Origin of the sequence: Streptomyces sp. NPDC090088 (genome assembly GCF_044747345.1) — a bacterium.
Classification (GTDB): domain Bacteria; phylum Actinomycetota; class Actinomycetes; order Streptomycetales; family Streptomycetaceae; genus Streptomyces.
In genome coordinates this window covers 918,738-936,644 of record NZ_JBIVDZ010000004.1, presented here as the reverse complement: position 1 = coordinate 936,644, position 17,907 = coordinate 918,738, and the positions used below count along the sequence as shown (strand labels likewise).

Annotated in this window: 1 protein-coding gene; it reads right to left on the bottom strand. The window is 75.1% G+C overall.

Annotated elements, in window-relative coordinates:
• Window positions 1-21: 21 nt before the first annotated feature.
• Complete coding sequence (locus tag ACIPSJ_RS23970) at window positions 22-17,859, bottom strand: type I polyketide synthase (protein ID WP_401348640.1); 17,838 nt, start codon at window positions 17,857-17,859, stop codon at window positions 22-24.
• Between the last annotated feature and the right edge of the window lie 48 nt (window positions 17,860-17,907).

Here is a 17,907-nt window from a genome sequence, read left to right as displayed (position 1 = left end):
TCGGGCGTGCGGATGGGCCGGTCATCGGCCGAACCGTTCCTGGATGAAGCCGAGAACCTCCTCGGCGGTCGTCGCCGACGCCAGCGCATCGCCCGGACCGTCGCTGCCGTCATCGGCTTCTGGAGCGTCCGGGAGCCGGTTCAGCAGGGCGCGCAGCCGGGCCGCCACCGCGGCCGACGCCGGTCCGTCGAGGCGGTCGAGGACGGACTCCAGACGGTCCAGCTCGGCGTCCGCCGAGGGACCTTCGGACTGCGGCGGGCCGTCGTCGACGTCCAGCTCGGCGGCGACATGGGCCGCCAGCGCCTCCGGCGTGGGATGGTCGAAGACGACGCCGACGGGCAGCCGCAGCCCGGTGGCCGCGCCGAGCCGGTTGCGGAACTCCACCGCCGTGAGCGAGTCGATGCCCAGTTCGCGGAAGAGCCGGGTGGGTGAGATCTCGTCCGGATCGGCGTGACCGAGCACCGCGGCGAGCTGACGCAGCACCAGATCCCGTACGACTGCCGTGCGTTCACCGGGCGCAGCGGCCGCGACCCGGTCCCGGAAGGCGGACCCGGTCTCCGCCGGGCCGGTGCCGTCCGCCGCCTCCCCGGCCGCGGGCCCCGTCGCCTCACGGTAGCCGGGCAGCTCCAGGAACAGCCGGGTGGCGCGGACACCGGCCGGGTCGGCGTCCAGACGGGTGAAGTCCACGTCCGCGACGACCAGATGGCCGCTGTCGGAGCCCACCGCCCGCTCCAGCGCGCGGACCGCCCGCCGCGGGTCCATCGACTCCATGGCGAACCGGTGCAGCCGGTTGGCGATCACCTCGCCGCCTTCCAGGCCGCTGCCGCCCGCCCAGTGCCCCCAGCCGACCGACAGCGCGGGCAGGCCGAGCGCCCGGCGGCGCAGCGCGAGCGCGTCGAGGTAGGCGTTGCCGGGCGCGTAGCCGCCCTGCCCCGCGTCCGCCGTGACACCCGCGAACGACGAGAACAGCACGAACGCCTCCAGCGGCAGGTCCCGCGTCAGCTCGTCGAGATGGTGTGCCGCCCGCGCCTTCACCCGCAGCGAGCGCTGGAGCTGGGGGAGCGTCAGGGAGGTCAGCAGCGCGTCGTCCACGGCGGCGGCCGTGTGCACCACGGCGGTCAGCGGATACTCGGCCGGCACCCGTTCGAGCAGCGCCGCCAGCTCCGCCCGGTCGCCCAGGTCGCAGGCGACGACGGTCACCCGGGCGCCCAGCGCGGCGAGTTCGTCCGCCAGCTCCCGCGCCCCCGGCGCCTTTGGGCCCCGGCGTCCCGTCAGCAGCAGGTGGGGTGCCCCGAGGGCGGCCAGATGCCGGGCCACCTGCCCGCCGAGCGCACCCGTGCCACCGGTCACGAGCACCGTGCCCGTCGGCTTCCAGCCCTCCGGCCGCTCCGCCCGCGGGGCCGGCAGCAGGCGCCGGGTCAGGGTCGCCGCCGCCCGGACCGCCGCCTCGTCCTCGCCGGTGGCCCCGGAGACCACCGCCACCAGCCGGGTCAGCGCCCGCGGGTCGAGATCCCCGGGCAGGTCGACCACCCCGCCCCACCGCTCGGGATGCTCCTGACGGGCGGTGGCCCCGAGCCCCCACACCATGGCCTGCTCCGGCGCGGCCACCGGGTCCGTCGGCTGCGCACCGACCGCGCCCCGGGTGAGCACCCAGAGCGGAGCCGCCAGGTCCCGGTCGCCGAGGGCCTGGTCGACGGCGAGCGTGGCCGCCAGCGCGCGCGGCACGGCGTCATGGCCGGCGTCGGCGCCGTCGAGCAGCCCGGTCAGCGCCAGCACTCCGGCGGGCGCGGCGAACTCGCCCGGCCTGTCCGGCCTGTCCGGCCTGTCCGGCCTGTCAGGCCTGTCCGGCCCGTCCGGTGCGTCCAGCTCGGTGAGTGCTTCGGCGACGGCCGCTCGGTCGGCCCCGGCCGGGACACCGAGCCGTATCACCCGCGCCCCGTGCGCGCCGAGCGCCGACTCGACCTGCGCGGCGACCGGCCCGACAGCCGGGTCGTCCGGGACGAGCAGCAGCCAGTCGCCGGAGAGCACGGGCCGCGCCGGAGTGGCGACCGGCTCCCACACCACCCGGTGCCGCCACCGGTCCAGCGCCGCGTCCTCCCGCGACCGGTGCCGCCAGTCGGCGAGCGCCGGCAGCACATCCTGGAGCGACGCCAACTGGCCGTTCACCAGTGGCAGTTCACCCGCGAGCGCATCGACGTCCCCGCTCTCCACGGCGTCCCAGAAGCGCCGCTGCGCCGAGTCGTCGTCCGTGACCGGCGGCGCTACGGCCGCCGGGGCGGCGAAGTAGGCCGACTGGCGCGGTGCGTCCAGCCAGTAACGCTGCCGCTGGAAGGCGTACGTGGGCAGCTCCACGGGGCCGGGCGGGACGTGCGCGTACACCGCGCGCGGCCAGTCCACCGGCACACCGGCGACGTACGCCGCACCCAGCGAGGTCGCGAGCCGGCGCGGCCCGCCCTCGTCCCGGCGCAGGGTTCCCAGCGCGACGGCCGGGGCGCCCGCGTCCTCCAGGGTCTCCTGAAGGCCCGTCAGCAGCACCGGGTGCGGGCTGACCTCCAGGAACACCCGGTGCCCGCGGGCCACCAACTCCCGTACCGCTTCGTCGAACCGGACGGGCTCCCGCATGTTGTCGTACCAGTAGGCGGCGTCCATCCCGGAGCCGTCGGCCACGGCCCCGGTGACCGTCGAGACGACGGGCACGGAGCCCGCCCTCGGCACGACCGGGGCCAGCTCCGCGAGGACGCGCTCGCGCACCAGCTCCACCTGCGCCGAGTGCCCGGCCGCGATCGCACCCTTCACCCGTCGGGCCCGCAGCCCGGCCTCCGCCGCGTCCGCCAGGAACTCGCCGACCGCGGCGGCCTCGCCCGACACCACCACGGAGGCGGGCCCGTTGACCGCCGCCACACTCAGCCGGTCGCCCCAGCGTGCCAGCCGTGCCGCGACCGCCTCCCGGGGCGCGGCCACCGACGCCATCGCGCCCAGCCCGGACAGCTCCTCCTGCATGGTCCTGCTGCGCAGGCAGATGATCCGGGCCGCGTCCGGCAGGGACAGGGCGCCCGCGACGCAGGCCGCGGCCACCTCGCCCTGCGAATGCCCCACGACGGCCGCCGGCACCACCCCGGCCGCCTCCCAGGTCCGGGCCAGCGCCACCATCACCGCGAACAGCAGCGGCTGCACCACGTCGAGCCGCTCCATCGAGGGCGCGCCCGGACGGTCGTACAGCACGTCCAGGACCGACCAGTCGACGAACTCGCCCAGCGCCGCGTCGCATTCGGCCAGCGCCTGACGGAACACCGGTGAGCCGTCGAGGAGTTCGACCGCCATGCCCGGCCACTGCGAACCCTGGCCCGGGAAGACCAGGACCGGCCCGGCGCCCGGCGCCGCCGCCCCGGTGACCAGCTGGGCGTGTGCCTCGCCGGCCGCGAGGGCGGCCAGCGCGGCCAGCGCCTCGTCCCGGTCACCGGCGACCACGGCCGCCCGGTGCTCCAGATCGGTCACGCGATCCGTCGCCAACGCGCGCCCGATGAGCGGGAGTTCGAGGTCGGGTCGGTCGGCGAGGGAGTCGTGGAGCCGTCGGGCCTGGTCACGCAGTCCGGCGGCGGTGGCGGAGGAGAGCGGCAGGACGGCGGGGGCGCCGGATGGGGCGGATCCGGCGAGTCCGGCGGATCCGGCTGGTCCGGCTGGTCCGGCGGATCCGGCTGGTCCGGCGGCGAGCGGGACGGCACCGGTCGGGGCGATGGGGGGATCCACCGGGGGTTCCTCCGCCTGCTCCAGAATCACATGCGCGTTCGTCCCGCTGATCCCGAACGCCGAGACGGCCGCCCGCCGGGCCCGCTCCACCTGCGGCCACTCCCGTGTCTCGGCGAGCAGCTCGACCCCGCCCGAGGACCAGTCGACGTGCGAGGAGGGCTCGGCCAGATGCAGGGTGCGCGGCAGCACACCGTGCCGCAGGGCGTGCACCGTCTTGATGACGCCCGCGATGCCCGCCGCGGCCTGGGTGTGCCCGATGTTCGACTTCAACGAGCCCAGATACAGGGGCCGTTCGGCGGGGCGGTCCTGACCGTAGGTGGCCAGCAGCGCCTCCGCCTCGATGGGGTCGCCGAGCGGGGTGCCGGTGCCGTGCCCCTCGACGGCGTCGACATCGGCCGGGGTCAGCCCGGCGTCGGCCAGGGCCTGCCGGATCACCCGCTGCTGCGAGCGGCCGTTGGGCGCGCTGAGCCCGTTGGAGGCGCCGTCCTGGTTGATCGCCGTACCCCGGACGACGGCGAGCACCGGATGCCCGTTGCGGCGGGCGTCCGACAGCCGCTCCACCACCAGGGCGCCGATGCCCTCGGAGAACGCGGAGCCGTCCGCGTCCTCCGAGTACGAACGGCAGCGCCCGGTGCGTCCCAGCACCTGCTGCCGGCTGAACTCCACGAAGCCGCCCGGCGTCGACATCACCGTCGCACCGCCCGCCACCGCCAGGTCGCACTCCCCGCCGCGCAGCGCCCGCACCGCGAGGTGCAGTGCGACCAGGCCCGCCGAGCAGGCCGTGTCGAGCGTGAGCGTCGGCCCTTCGAGGCCGAAGACATAGGCGACCCGGCCGGACAGCACACTGGCGGTGTGCCCGAGCAGCAGATGGTTGGCGACGCCCTCGGGCGCGTCGGACACCCCGCCCGCGTAGTCCTGCTCGCCGGCGCCGACGAACACACCGGTGTTGCTGCCGCGCAGCGAGGTCGGCGGGATCCCGGCCCGTTCGAACGCCTCCCAGGTCGTCTCCAGCAGCAGCCGCTGATGCGGATCCATGGCCAGCGCCTCACGGGGCGAGATCGCGAACAGGCCCGCGTCGAAACCGGCGATGTCGTCCAGGAAGCCGCCTTCGCGTGAGTACGACGTCCCGGTCGCGGCCGGGTCCGGGTCGTACAGGGCGGTCAGGTCCCAGCCCCGGTCGGCGGGGAAGTCGGTGACGGCGTCCCGTTCCTCGGCGACCAGCCGCCACAGGTCCTCGGGGCTCACCGTGCCGCCGGGGTACCGGCAGGCCATGCCGACGATGGCCACCGGCTCGTCGGCGCCGAGGGGCGTCGCCACCGCCGACTCACGCTCCGTCCCGGTCCTCTGTTCCAGGCCGGTGAGCCGGTCGCGGACCGCGGCGGCCAGATCGCGGGGGGTGGGGTGGTCGAAGACGACGGTGGCGGGCAGCGCCAGCCCGGTCGCCGCGACGAGCCGCCCCCGCACCTCCACGGCGGTCATCGAGTCCAGGCCCAGGCTCTTGAAGGTCAGCGTGACGTCGAGATCGTGTGCCGAATCGTGCCCGAGCGCCGCCGCGACCTCGTCCCGCACCAGCGCGAGCACCGTCCGCTCCCGCTCGACGGGCGGCAGCTCCGCCAGCCGCCGGGCGAGGCCGTTGTCGGTCTCCTCCTCCTCGCTCTGCGGTGCCGTGAGCGCGAACAGCGGCCCGGGCCGTACGGCGGCGAACACCGCCGGGAGCCGGTCCCAGTCCACGTCGGCGACCACCCGGCAGGCCTCGTCCGACGCCACCGCCTGCCCCAGCGCGGCCAGTGCGTCGGCCGGGGCCAGGGGGCGCAGCCCGCTGTCGCGCAGCAGCCCGGCCAGCGTGTCGTCGGCCGCCATCCCGGCCCCCGCCCAGGGGCCCCACGCGACACTGGTCGCGGGCAGCCCGTCGGCGCGCCGCCGCTCGGCGAGGGCGTCCAGCATCGCGTTGCCGGCGGCGTAGGCGGCCTGCCCGGTGCTGCCCCACACCCCGGCGATCGACGAGAACAGCACGAACGCGTCCAGTTCCAGGCCGAGTTCCCGGCTCAGCTCGTCCAGGTGCCGGGCTCCGGCGGCCTTGCCCGCCGTCACCGTGGACCACCCCTCGGCCGCCAGCCCGGCCACGGGGCATGCCTCGACGACACCGGCCGTGTGGAACACGGCGGTCGGGCGGTGGCGGGTCAGCAGGTCGGCGAGCGCGGCACGGTCGGCGGTGTCACAGGCCGCCACGGTCACCTCCGCGCCATGCTCGCGCAGCGCCGCCACCAGCTCGGCCGCCCCGGGGGCCGCCTCACCCCGGCGGCTGGTCAGGACGATCCGCCGGGCACCGTGCCCGGCGAGCCAGCGGGCCACTTGGGCGCCGAGCGCCCCGGTGCCGCCGGTGACCAGCACGGTGCCGGCGGGGCGCCAAGGGCGTGTGGGCCGTTGGGGGGCGGTCGGCTCCGTGGCCGGTACGACACGGCGGCCCAGCACCCGCCCGGCGCGCACCGCGACCTGGTCCTCACGGCCGGGCCGGGCACCGTCGGCGAGTACCGCGCACAGCGCGTCCAGGTCCCGGTCGCCGAAACCGCCCACATCAGCCAACCCGCCCCAGACCGCGGGCAGTTCGAGCGACACCACCTGGCCGAGACCCCACACCGCGGCCTGTGCCGCCTCCCGCACCGCATCCTCCGGTCCGGTGGCGACGGCACTCTCGGTCAGGAACCACACCGGGGCGTCCGCCGCGCCCCGAGCGGCCTCCAACGCGAACCACCCGGGATCGGCGGCGAGCGCGGCCACGGCCACGACCCCGGCGAAGCCGTCGGCGGCTGCCGTGGAGTCGTCGGTGTCGCCGCCGGGACGCCCGGCGGTCTCGGGGCCACCGGTACCACCGGTGGAGCCCGCGGCCTTGTCGTCGTCGCCGACGCGTGCCTCGGCCCGCTCGGCGTTATCGGCGTCGGTGTCGGCCACGGCCGGCTCGGCGATGCCGGCGTCGGCCACGGTCCCGTCGGCGTCACCGGCCCGGTCCACCACGGCCTCCGCACCGGCCCGTGCCAGCGCGCCGAGCAGAGCCGTCACCCGGGCGTCCGCCGGATCGGTCCCGGCGGGCAGAACCACTCGCCACCGGCCCCGCAGGCGCGCCCCACCGCCCGGCACCGGCCGCCACTCCACCCGATGGGTGAGGCGCCGCAGCCGATCCGCGCGGTCCGGCTCGCCGAGCAGTGCGTCCAGTGTGCGCGTCTGTTCCTCGCTGAGGCCCAACTCGCGGACGGCGTCGGCGAAGCGGGCCATGGAGCCCGCCCGCGGGGCCGACGCGTCGAGCCAGTAGCGGCGATGCCGGAAGGGGTAGGTGGGCAGCTCGACGACCCGTGCGCCGCTGCCGTCGAACGCCCTCGCCCAGTCCACCGTCAGCCCCGACAGGTGCAGGGCGGCCAGCGCCGCCATGAAGGCCGGTGCCTCGGGCCGGTCCGCGCGCAGCGCCGCGACGATCACGGGGGACGCGTCTGCCGGCACACTGTCCCGGACCGCTCCGGCCAGCACCCCGGCGGGCCCCAGCTCCAGGTACGCCGTCGCGCCCGCCGCGTGCAGGGTGCCGACGCCGTCCCCGAAGCGGACCGTCTCGCGCACATGCCGCACCCAGTAGGCGGGCGAGGCAAGCTCCTCGGCGGTGGCCAGGACACCGGTCACGTTGGACACGACCGGCAGCACCGGGGGACGGAAGCCGACCCCGGCCAGGACGTCCGCGAAGTCGGCCAGCATCGCGTCCATGTGCGCGGAGTGGAAGGCGTGGCTGACCCGCAGCCGTCGTACCCGCCGCCCGCGCGCCCGCAGCCGCTCCGCGACCTCCTCGACGGCCTCCCGGTCGCCGGAGACCACCACGGCCGACGGCCCGTTGACCGCCGCCACACTCACCCGGTCGCCGTACCCGGCGAGTTCGGCCGCGACCTCGTCCTCCGTCGCCTCCACGGCGGCCATCGCGCCGTCCGCGGCCACGCCCCGCATCAGCCGCCCCCGGGCGGCCACCAGGGCACAGGCGTCGGCGAGGGACCACACCCCGGCCACACAGGCCGCCGCGAACTCCCCGATGGAGTGCCCGATCAGCAGGTCGGGCGTCACACCCCAGTGCTCCAGCAGCCGGTAGAGCGCCACCTCGACGGCGAACAGCGCCGCCTGTGCGTGGTCGGTGCGGTCCAGCAGCTCCGCGTCCGAGCCGAACACGACGTCTCGCAGGGGCTCTTCGAGATGCGGTGCGAAGTGCGCGCACACCTCGTCGAAGGCGGCGGCGAACACCGGCTGGTCCGCGTACAGTTCACGGCCCATGCCGAGCCGCTGACTGCCCTGCCCGCTGAAGACGACCGCCAGCCGGCCCTCCTCCCGCGCCCGGCCCGTCAGCACCCCGGCGGCCGACCGCCCCTCGGCCAGCGCCCGCAGCCGCTCCCCGGCCTGCTCCGGCCCGTCGGCGACCACCGCGGCCCGCCAGGGCAGCGCACTGCGGGTGGCCGCCAACGACCAGGCCACGTCGACAAGTTCGGTACCGTCCGCCGATACCGTGTCGGCGATCCGCGCCGCCTGTGCGCGCAGCCCCTCCTCGTCGGCCGCCGACAGCAGCAGCGGTACGACGGCGGGATCCGGTCCGCGCTCCGGTGGCTCGGCCCCCGACGGCGCCTGCTCCAGGATCACATGGGCGTTCGTCCCGCTGATCCCGAAGGACGACACGGCGGCCCGCCGCGCCCGGCCCACCTCGGGCCAGGCCAGCGTCCGGGCCAGCAGTTCCACCCCGCCCGACGCCCAGTCCACGTGCGGCGAGGGCGTCGCCGCGTGCAGACTGCGCGGCAGCACCCCCTCGGCCATGGCCATGACGGTCTTGATCACACCGGCGACCCCGGCGGCGGCCTGGGTGTGCCCGAGGTTGGACTTGACCGAGCCCAGGTACAGCGGCCGTTCGGCGGGCCGCTCCCTGCCGTAGGTCTCCAGCAGGGCACCCGCCTCGATCGGATCGCCCAGCACGGTGCCGGTGCCGTGGCCCTCGACGGCGTCGACGTCGGCCGGGGCGAGCCCGGCGGCGGCCAGCGCCTGGCGGATGACCCGCTGCTGCGCGGCACCGTTGGGCGCGGTCAGCCCGTTGGAAGCGCCGTCCTGGTTGACGGCGCTGCCGCGCAGGACCGCCAGCACCCGGTGCCCGTTGCGCCGGGCGTCCGACAGCCGCTCCACCAGCAACATGCCCACGCCCTCCGACCAGCCGGTGCCGTCGGCGTCCTCGGAGAACGACTTGCAACGGCCGTCCCCGGCCAGCCCGCCCTGCCGGGAGAACTCCACGAACGTGTCCGGCGTGACCATCACCGTGACCCCGCCGGCCAGCGCCAGATCGGACTCCCCGCGCCGCAGCGACTGCGCCGCCAGATGCAGCGCCACCAGCGACGACGAGCACGCGGTGTCGACGGTGAGGGCCGGACCCTCCAGCCCGAGCGCGTAGGCGATCCGGCCCGAGGCGACACTGCCCGCCCCGCCCGTCAGCAGATACCCCGCGACACCCTCCGGCACCTCGGCCGTACCGCTGCCGTAGTCGTGGTACATCAGCCCGGCGAACACCCCGGTCCGCGAACCGTGCACGGCCTCGGCAGGGATCCCCGCGTGCTCCAGCGCCTCCCAGGACACCTCCAGGAGCAGCCGCTGCTGCGGATCCATCGCCAGCGCCTCGCGTGGCGAGATCCCGAACAGGGCCGGGTCGAAACCGGCGGCGTCGTCGAGGAACCCGCCCTCGCGGGTGGCGCTGGTGCCGTGCACGCCCCCTGTCGTGTCGAACAGGGCGCCCAGATCCCAGCCCCGGTCCACGGGGAACCCGCCCACCGCGTCCCGCTCCTCCAGCACCAGCCGCCACAGGTCGCCGGGCCCGTTCACCCCGCCCGGGTAACGGCAGGCCATACCGATGATCGCGACCGGCTCGTCGGCATCGCGCAGCGCCGTGCCGGCCTCCGTACCGCCGCCCGGCACCGGGTCCGCGCCGGTCAGCCGCCCGTCCAGGAAGCGGGCCAGCGCCCGGGGCGTGGGATGGTCGAAGACCACCGTGGACGGCAGGGTGACCCCGGTGACCGTGGCCAGCCGGTTGCGGACCTCCACCGCCATCAGCGAGTCGACACCCAGCTTGCGGAACTCGGCCGCCACATCGAGCCGTTCACCGCTCGCGTGCCCGAGCACCAGCGCCGTCTCGTCGCGCACCACCCCCAGCAGCAACCGCTCCCGCTCGTCGCCGGACAACCCGGCCAGCCGCCCCGCGAAGCCGTCCGCCCCGTCCGCCCCGGCCGCCGGCGCGGTCTGCGCGGCCGTCCGGCGTACGGTCCCCGGCGCGAGCCGCGACAGCAGCGGCGGCACCGGACGCCCGCCCCGCACCAGCGCCCCCACGTCGAGCCGCGCCGGCACCAGCGCGGCCGGGCCACCGGCCCGGGCCGCCTCGGCGAGACCCGCGTCCAGCAGCGCCAGCCCCTCCTCGGCCGACAGCGGCAGCACTCCCGCCCGCCGCATCCGGGCCAGGTCCCGCTCGTCCAGATGCCCGGTCATCCCGGACGGCTGCTCCCACAGCCCCCACGCCAACGACAAGGCAGGCAGGCCGAGTTGTGCCCGCTGTACGGCCAAGGCGTCCAGGCAGGCGTTGGCCGCCGCGTAGTTGGCCTGCCCCGGATTGCCCAGCACCCCCGCCACGGACGAGAACAGCACGAACGCCGACAGCTCCGCCCCGGCGGTCAACTCATGCAGATGCAGGGCGGCTCGGGCCTTGGGGCGCAGCACCGCCGTCACCGCCCCGGCGCTCAGCCCCGCCACGGTGGCGTCCTCCAGGACACCCGCCGCGTGCACCACGGCCCCCAGCGGATGCTCCGACCCCTGGACGTCCGCCACGACCTCCGCCAGCGCCTCCCGGTCCCCGAGATCGCAGGCCCGCACATCGACCACGGCGCCCGCCCCGGTCAGCTCACCGACCAGATCGCCGACCCCGGCCGCCTGCGGCCCGGACCGGCTGAGCAGCATCAGCCGCCGCACCCCGTGCACGGCGACCAGATGCCGCGCCACCAGCGCCCCCAGGCTCCCCGTGCCGCCGGTGATCAGCACCGTACGGCCGGCGTCGAAGGACGGCGCCACCGCCTCCTCGGAGCGCGGCTGCCGTACCAGACGCGGCACATACGACACCCCGTCCCGCACGGCGAGTTGGGGCTCGTCCCCGATCACGCCGGTACCGACCTCGGCATCCGCGTCGACCAGCACGAACCGGCCGGGATGCTCGCTCTGCGCCGACCGGACCAGCCCCCAGACGGCGGCCGCCGCCGGGTCGGTCACCCGGTCGCCCTCGCCCACCGAGACCGCACCCCGGGTGCGCACCACCAGCGTCCGGTCCCGAAGCGCCGGATCGGTCACGAAGCGCCGCACGACCTCCAGCGCGGTCAGGACCGCGTCCTCCGCCTCCACCACCGCGGACGCGCCGAGGTCCAGCAGCACGGGCAGGCGGTCACCGTCCGGTACCGAGCCCCGCGCCGTCTCCAGCACCGCGCCCCAGTCCGCCGCCCCGGTCCTGGCCACCGCACCTGCTTCCTCCCATCGCACGGCGAGCAGCGACCCGGACCGCGCACCCGCGCGCAGCGTCTCCTCGGCCACCGGCAGCAGCACCAGCGACGCCACCGACACCACCGGCGCCCCGGCCCCGTCCACGGCCGTCAGCTCCACCGAGTCCGCCCCCGTACGGCGCACCAGGACCCGCAGGACCCTCGCGCCCGAGGCATGCACCCGCACCCCCGACCAGGCGAACGGCAGCCGAATGCCCGCCCCTTGGGACAGCAGCCCCGTGGCGGCCACGGCGTGCAGAGCGGAGTCGAGCAGCGCCGGATGGACCAGGAACCCCTCGGCCGGACCCGCCTCCGCGGGCAACTCGACCTCGGCGAAGACCTCGTCACCACGGCGCCACAGCGCCCGGACCCCCTGGAAGGCGGGGCCGTACTCGTACCCCTGGGCGGCGAGTCCGTCGTACACCCCGCCGACGGGCACGGCCCGGGCAGCGGACGGCGGCCAGGCACCGAGACCGTGGTCGGGCGCGGCACCGGAGCCGCCCTCGGCCAGCACACCCTCGGCGTGCAGCGTCCACTCAGCCGCCGGGCCACCCGGACCCGGCCGGGAGTGGACCGTCACCGGACGGCGCCCCTTCGTGTCCGCCTCGCCCACCGCGACCTGCACGGTCACCGGCCCCACGAGCGCGAGCGGCGCACGCAGGGTCAGCTCCTCCACCGAGCCGCACCCGACCTCGTCTCCGGCCCGCACCACCATCTCCACGAACGCCGTACCCGGCAGCAACACCGTGCCGGCGACCGCGTGATCGACGGACCACGCCGGAACCCCCGCACCGAGCCCACCCGTGAGCACCACCCCCGCACCCGCCAACGGCACCGCCGCACTCAGCAGCGGATGGTCCCGCCCGTCGACCCCGGGCCGCGCGGCGGCAGCCGGAGTGCGCTCCAGCCAGTAGCGCTGGTGCTGGAAGGGATAGGTGGGGAGCGCGACGGGCCGGTCGGGGGTGTGGCTGGTCCAGACGGGGGTGGTGCCGGTGACATGGGCCCGCGCGAGCGCGGCGACGAAATCGGCCGGCGCGCCCTGTCCTCGGCGCAGTGTGTAGAGGCTGGTGAGGTCACCGGCTTCCTGGATCGCTGGGGTGAGGACGGGGTGGGGGCTGGCCTCGATGGTGGTGCGGTGTCCGGTGTCGAGGAGGTGGGTGAGGGCCTGGTGGAAGAGCACCGGGCGGCGGAGGTTGGCGTACCAGTAGGCGGCGTCCAGTTCGGGGCCTTCGACCATGTCCCCGGTGACCGTCGAGACCATGGGCAGCACGGACCGCTGCGGACGGATGTCGGCCAGCGCGGCGGTGATCTCCTCGTGGAACGCGTCGACCTGTGCGGAGTGGGAGGCGTAGTCGACGTTGATACGCCGAACGTGCAGGCCCTCTCCCTGCCAGCGGGCGGTGAGTTGGTCGAGGGCTTGGGGGGTGCCTGAGACGACGGTGGTGGTGGGGGAGTTGTGGGCGGCGATGGTGGCGTCGAGGCCGGTGAGGTGTTGCTGTACCTGGTCGGTGTTGGTGTTGATGGTGGCCATGCCGCCGTGGCCGGAGAGGTGGCGCATGGCGGTGGAGCGCACGGCGACGATGCGTGCCGCGTCCTGGAGGGTGAGGATGCCGGCGATGTGGGCGGCGGCGATCTCGCCTTGGGAGTGGCCGATGACGGCGGATGGTGTGATGCCGGAGGTGATCCAGAGGCGGGCGAGGCTGGTCATGACCGCGAACAGGGCGGGTTGGACCATGTCGACCCGGTCCAGCCATCCCTCGTCTGTGCTGGTGAGGGTGTCGATGAGGGACCAGCCGGTGAGGGGATCGAGGGCTTGGGCGCAGGCGTCGAGCGACGCACGGAAGGCGGGGTCGTCCGCGTACAAGTCGCGGCCCATGCCTGCCCATTGCGAGCCCTGGCCCGGAAAGACGAAGACCGGCCCGCGTCCCGTCGGCGTGGCCACACCCGTTACGACGTGCGGGAGGCTGACGCTGTCGGCGAGGGCCCGCAGACCCTCGATCGCGCTGTCGCGCCCCTCGGCGACCACGACAGCTCGATGGGAGAGCAGTGCGCGGGTCGTTGCCAACGCGTGTGCGGCATCCGCAAGGTGAAGTCCGGGATCGGTCTCCAGCCGTTCCGCGAGACGCGAGCCCGAAGCCGCCAACGCGTCGGCGCTCTCGGCGGAGAGGAGCAGAGGCAACCCGGTGGGCGTTTCCCCGGCGGTCGACGCCTCGTGCTCCTCCGGCTGCTCCAGGATGACGTGGGCGTTGGTCCCGCTGATCCCGAACGCCGAGACGGCCGCCCGGCGCACCCGCCGCACCTCGGGCCAGGCCCGGCTCTCGGTGAGCAGTTCCACCGCGCCGGACGACCAGTCGACGTGTGACGTCGGCTCGGAGACGTGCAGGGTGCGCGGCAGCAGCCCGTGCTCCAGGGCGAGGACCATCTTCATGACCCCGGCGATACCGGCCGCGGCCTGGGTGTGCCCGAGGTTGGACTTCGCCGACCCGAGGTAGAGCGGGTGGGCGCGGTCCTGGCCGTACGTGGTGAGGAGGGCCTGGGCCTCGATGGGGTCGCCGAGCCGGGTGCCGGTGCCGTGCGCCTCGACGGCGTCCACGTCGGCCGGAGCCAGCCCCGCGGTGTCGAGCGCGGTCCGCAGCAGGCGGGCCTGGGAACGGCCGTTGGGTGCGCTCAGGCCGTTGGAGGCGCCGTCCTGGTTGACGGCCGTACCGCGGATCACGGCGAGGACGGGATGGCCGTTGCGGCGGGCCTCGGACAGGCGCTCCACCAGCACCGTACCCACCCCCTCCGACCAGCCTGTGCCGTCCGCGGACTCGTCGAAGGCCTTGCAGCGGCCGTCCGCCGCGAGTCCGCCCTGCCGGGAGAACTCCAGGAACATGCCCGGCGTCGACATCACACTGGCACCGCTCGCCACCGCGAGATCGCACTCGCCGGCGCGCAGCGACTGCACCGCCAGATGCAGCGCGACCAGCGACGACGAGCACGCGGTGTCGACGGTGAGGGCCGGACCCTCCAGACCGAACACATAGGCCAGCCGTCCGGACGCCACGCTCGCCGCGTGCCCGGTCAGCAGGAAACCCTCGCTGCCCTGCGCCGGACCGGGAGTGGTGTAGGTGGCGTAGTCCTGCTCGTTCGTGCCCACGAACACACCGGTACGGTTGCCGCGCAGGGAACCGGGGTCGATACCGGCCCGCTCGAAGGCCTCCCAGGCCGTTTCGAGCAGCAGCCGCTGATGCGGATCCATCGCCAGCGCCTCGCGCGGGGCGATACCGAAGAGACCGGCGTCGAAACCGGCGATGTCGTCCAGGAACCCGCCCCGACGGACGTATGTCGTACCGGAGTTGGACGCATCGGGGTCGTACAGCTCGTTCAGGTTCCACCCCCGGTCGGCCGGGAAGTCACCGATGGCGTCCCGCTCCTCGACCAGCAACCGCCACAGATCCTCCGGCCCCCGCACACTCCCCGGGAAGCGGCAGGCCATCGCGACGATGGCGACCGGATCGTCGTCCATCACCGCGGCACCCTCGGCGTCGGCGGACTCCGCCTGGTCGGGGCCCTCCGTCAGATACGCGGCGAGCTCGGCCGGACTCGGATGGTCGTACGTCGAGTTGACCAGCACCCGGCGCCTGAGCAGCGCCGACAGCCGCTTGCACAGCTCGACACCCGCGAACGAGTCGAAACCGAGGTCCTTGAACGTGGACCGCGGCGGCACGTCGGCGGCCGACGCGTGACCGAGCACCCGCGCGCATTCATTGAGTACGACGTCCAGCACATCGCCGGACCGAGGCGCGCCGGCCAGCACCTCGGGTGCTTCCGGGGCGGGCGTCAGGTCCACGGTCGTGCCCGTGGGTTCCGCGACCGAACTCGGCCAGTAGGAGCGCCGCTGGAAGGGGTAGGTGGGGAGGGGGACACGGCGGGCGGGAGCGGGAAGACGGTTGGTCCAGGTGGGGGTGGTGCCGGTGACGTGGGCCTGGGCGAGGGCGGTGGTGAAGTCGGTGGGGGTGCCCTGTCCTCGGCGCAGTGTGTAGAGGCTGGTGAGGTCGGCGGTCTCCTGGATCGCTGGGGTGAGGACGGGGTGGGGGCTGGCCTCGATGGTGGTGCGGTGTCCGGAGTCGACGAGGTGGGTGAGCGCCTCGTGGAAGCGGACGGGGCGGCGGAGGTTGGCGTACCAGTAGGCGGCGTCCAGTTCGGGGCCATCGACCATGTCCCCGGTGACCGTCGAGACCATGGGGATGACGGCCGCCCGTGGGCGTACGTCGGCCAGGGCTTCGATGATCTCGCCCTGATACGCCTCGACTTGGGGGGAGTGGGAGGCGTAGTCGACGTGGACGCGGCGGACGCGGATGCCTTGTGCGGTGCAGGTTTGGGTGAGTTGGTCGAGGGCTTGGGGGGTGCCTGAGACGACGGTGGTGGTGGGGGAGTTGTGGGCGGCGATGGTGGCGTCGAGGCCGGTGAGGTGTTGCTGTACCCAGTCGGTGTTGGTGTTGATGGTGGCCATGCCGCCGTGGCCGGAGAGGTGGCGCATGGCGGTGGAGCGGATGGCGACGATGCGTGCCGCGTCCTGGAGGGTGAGGATGCCGGCGATGTGGGCGGCGGCGATCTCGCCTTGGGAGTGGCCGATGACGGCGGATGGTGTGATGCCGTTGGCGATCCAGAGGCGGGCGAGGCTGGTCATGATGGCGAAGAGGGCGGGTTGGACCATGTCGACCCGTTCCAGCCACCCTTCGTCGGTGCTGGTGAGGGTGTCGATGAGGGGCCAGCCGGTGAGGGGGTCGAGGGCTTGGGCGCAGGCGTCGAGCGATGCGCGGAAGGCGGGGTCGTCCGTGTACAGGTCGCGGCCCATGCCCGCCCATTGCGAACCCTGCCCGGGGAAGACGAAGACCGGTCCGTGTCCCGTCGGCGTGGCCACACCCGTGACCACGTGCGGGGCGTTGGTGCCGTCGGCGAGGGCCCGCAGGCCGCTGATGGCGGTGTCGCGGTCGTCGGCGACCACGACCGCCCGGTGCGGGAGCAGTGCGCGGGTCGTCGCCAACGCGTGCGCGGTGGCCGCGAGTTCAAGCCCGGGGTCGGACTCCAGACGTTCCGCGAGACGTGCGCCCAGCGCGGCCAGGGCCCCCGCGCCGGCCGCCGACACCACCAGCGGCACCGCGCCGACCGGCTCGGGGGCCGGGGCGGCTGCCGGTCGGGCGGGCGGTGCCTCCGTGAGGAGCACATGGGCGTTGGTGCCGCCCACGCCGAATGCCGACACCCCGGCCACCAGCGGTCGGTCCGGCTGGGGCCAGGGTCCCGGCGCCGTCCGCACGCGCAGCCGTAGCCGGTCGAAGGGGATGGCGGGGTTCGGGGATTCGAAGTTGAGGCTGGGCGGGAGTGCCCGATGGTGCAGGGAGAGCGCGGTCTTGAGGAGGCCCACCACCCCGGCCGCGCCTTCGAGGTGGCCGACGTTGGTCTTGGCCGAGCCGACCGCGAGATCGTAGGTCCGGTCGGGTGCCGTACCGAGCGCGGCGCCGAGTGCCGCCGCCTCGACGGGGTCGCCGACCGGGGTGCCGGTGCCGTGCAGTTCGACGTACTGCACCTCCCCGGGGCGCAGGCCCGCGTCCGCGAGCGCCGCCGTGACCACCTCCCGCTGGGCCTCGGCGTTCGGTACGGCCAGGCCCTCGCCGGCACCGTCATGGTTGACGGCGGAACCGCTGAGCACGCAGTAGACGCGGTCGCCGTCGGCCAGCGCCCGGGAGAGCGGCTTCAGGACCACCAGGGCCCCGCCCTCGCCGCGGACGAACCCGTTGGCGCGGGCGTCGAAGGTGTGGCAGCGGCCGTCGGGGGACAGGGCACCGAAGCGGTCGACGGCGGTGGTGCTCTCGGGCGCCAGGTTCAGCTGGACACCGCCCGCCAGGGCGAGCGCCGCCTCGCCGCGCCGTAGCGCCTCGGCGGCCAGGTGGACTGCGACCAGTGACGAGGACTGGCCGCAGTCGACCGTCAAACTGGGCCCCCGCAGCCCCAGCGAGTAGGAGAGTCGGTTGGCGATCACACCTCGCTGGACGCCGGTGAACATGTGCCGCGTGATGCCTTGTGGGCCGCCGCGGCGCAGGAGGGTGGCGTAGTCGTCGGCGATCGCGCCGACGTAGACGCCCGCGGGGGTGCCTCCGAGGGAGTCGGGGGCGATTCCGGCGTCCTCCAGCGCTTCCCAGCCCAGTTCGAGGGCGAGTCGCTGCTGGGGGTCGATAGCCGGCGCCTCACGGGGGGAGACGCCGAAGAAGGCCGCGTCGAAGCCGTCGACACGGTCCAGATAGCCGCCGCGCCGGGCCCGCGGGGCGTCGGTGCTGTCGGTGTCGGTGTCGGTGTCGGTGCCGGTGCCGGTTTCGGTGGCGGCCGGGTGCCGGTGGGGCGGAGGTTCGGAGATCGCGTCGCGGCCCTCGCTCAACAGCCGCCAGAACGCGGACGGGTCGGGAGCGCCCGGCAGCCGGCACGCGAGGCCGATCACCGCGACCGGCTCGTCACGCGGGCCTGTGGGAGCGCCGGCACCCGTGGTCGAGTCGTCAACCGCACGCATTGCAGACATCCCTTTCGCCGAACCGCCGGAGGGTGATCGACCGCGGGT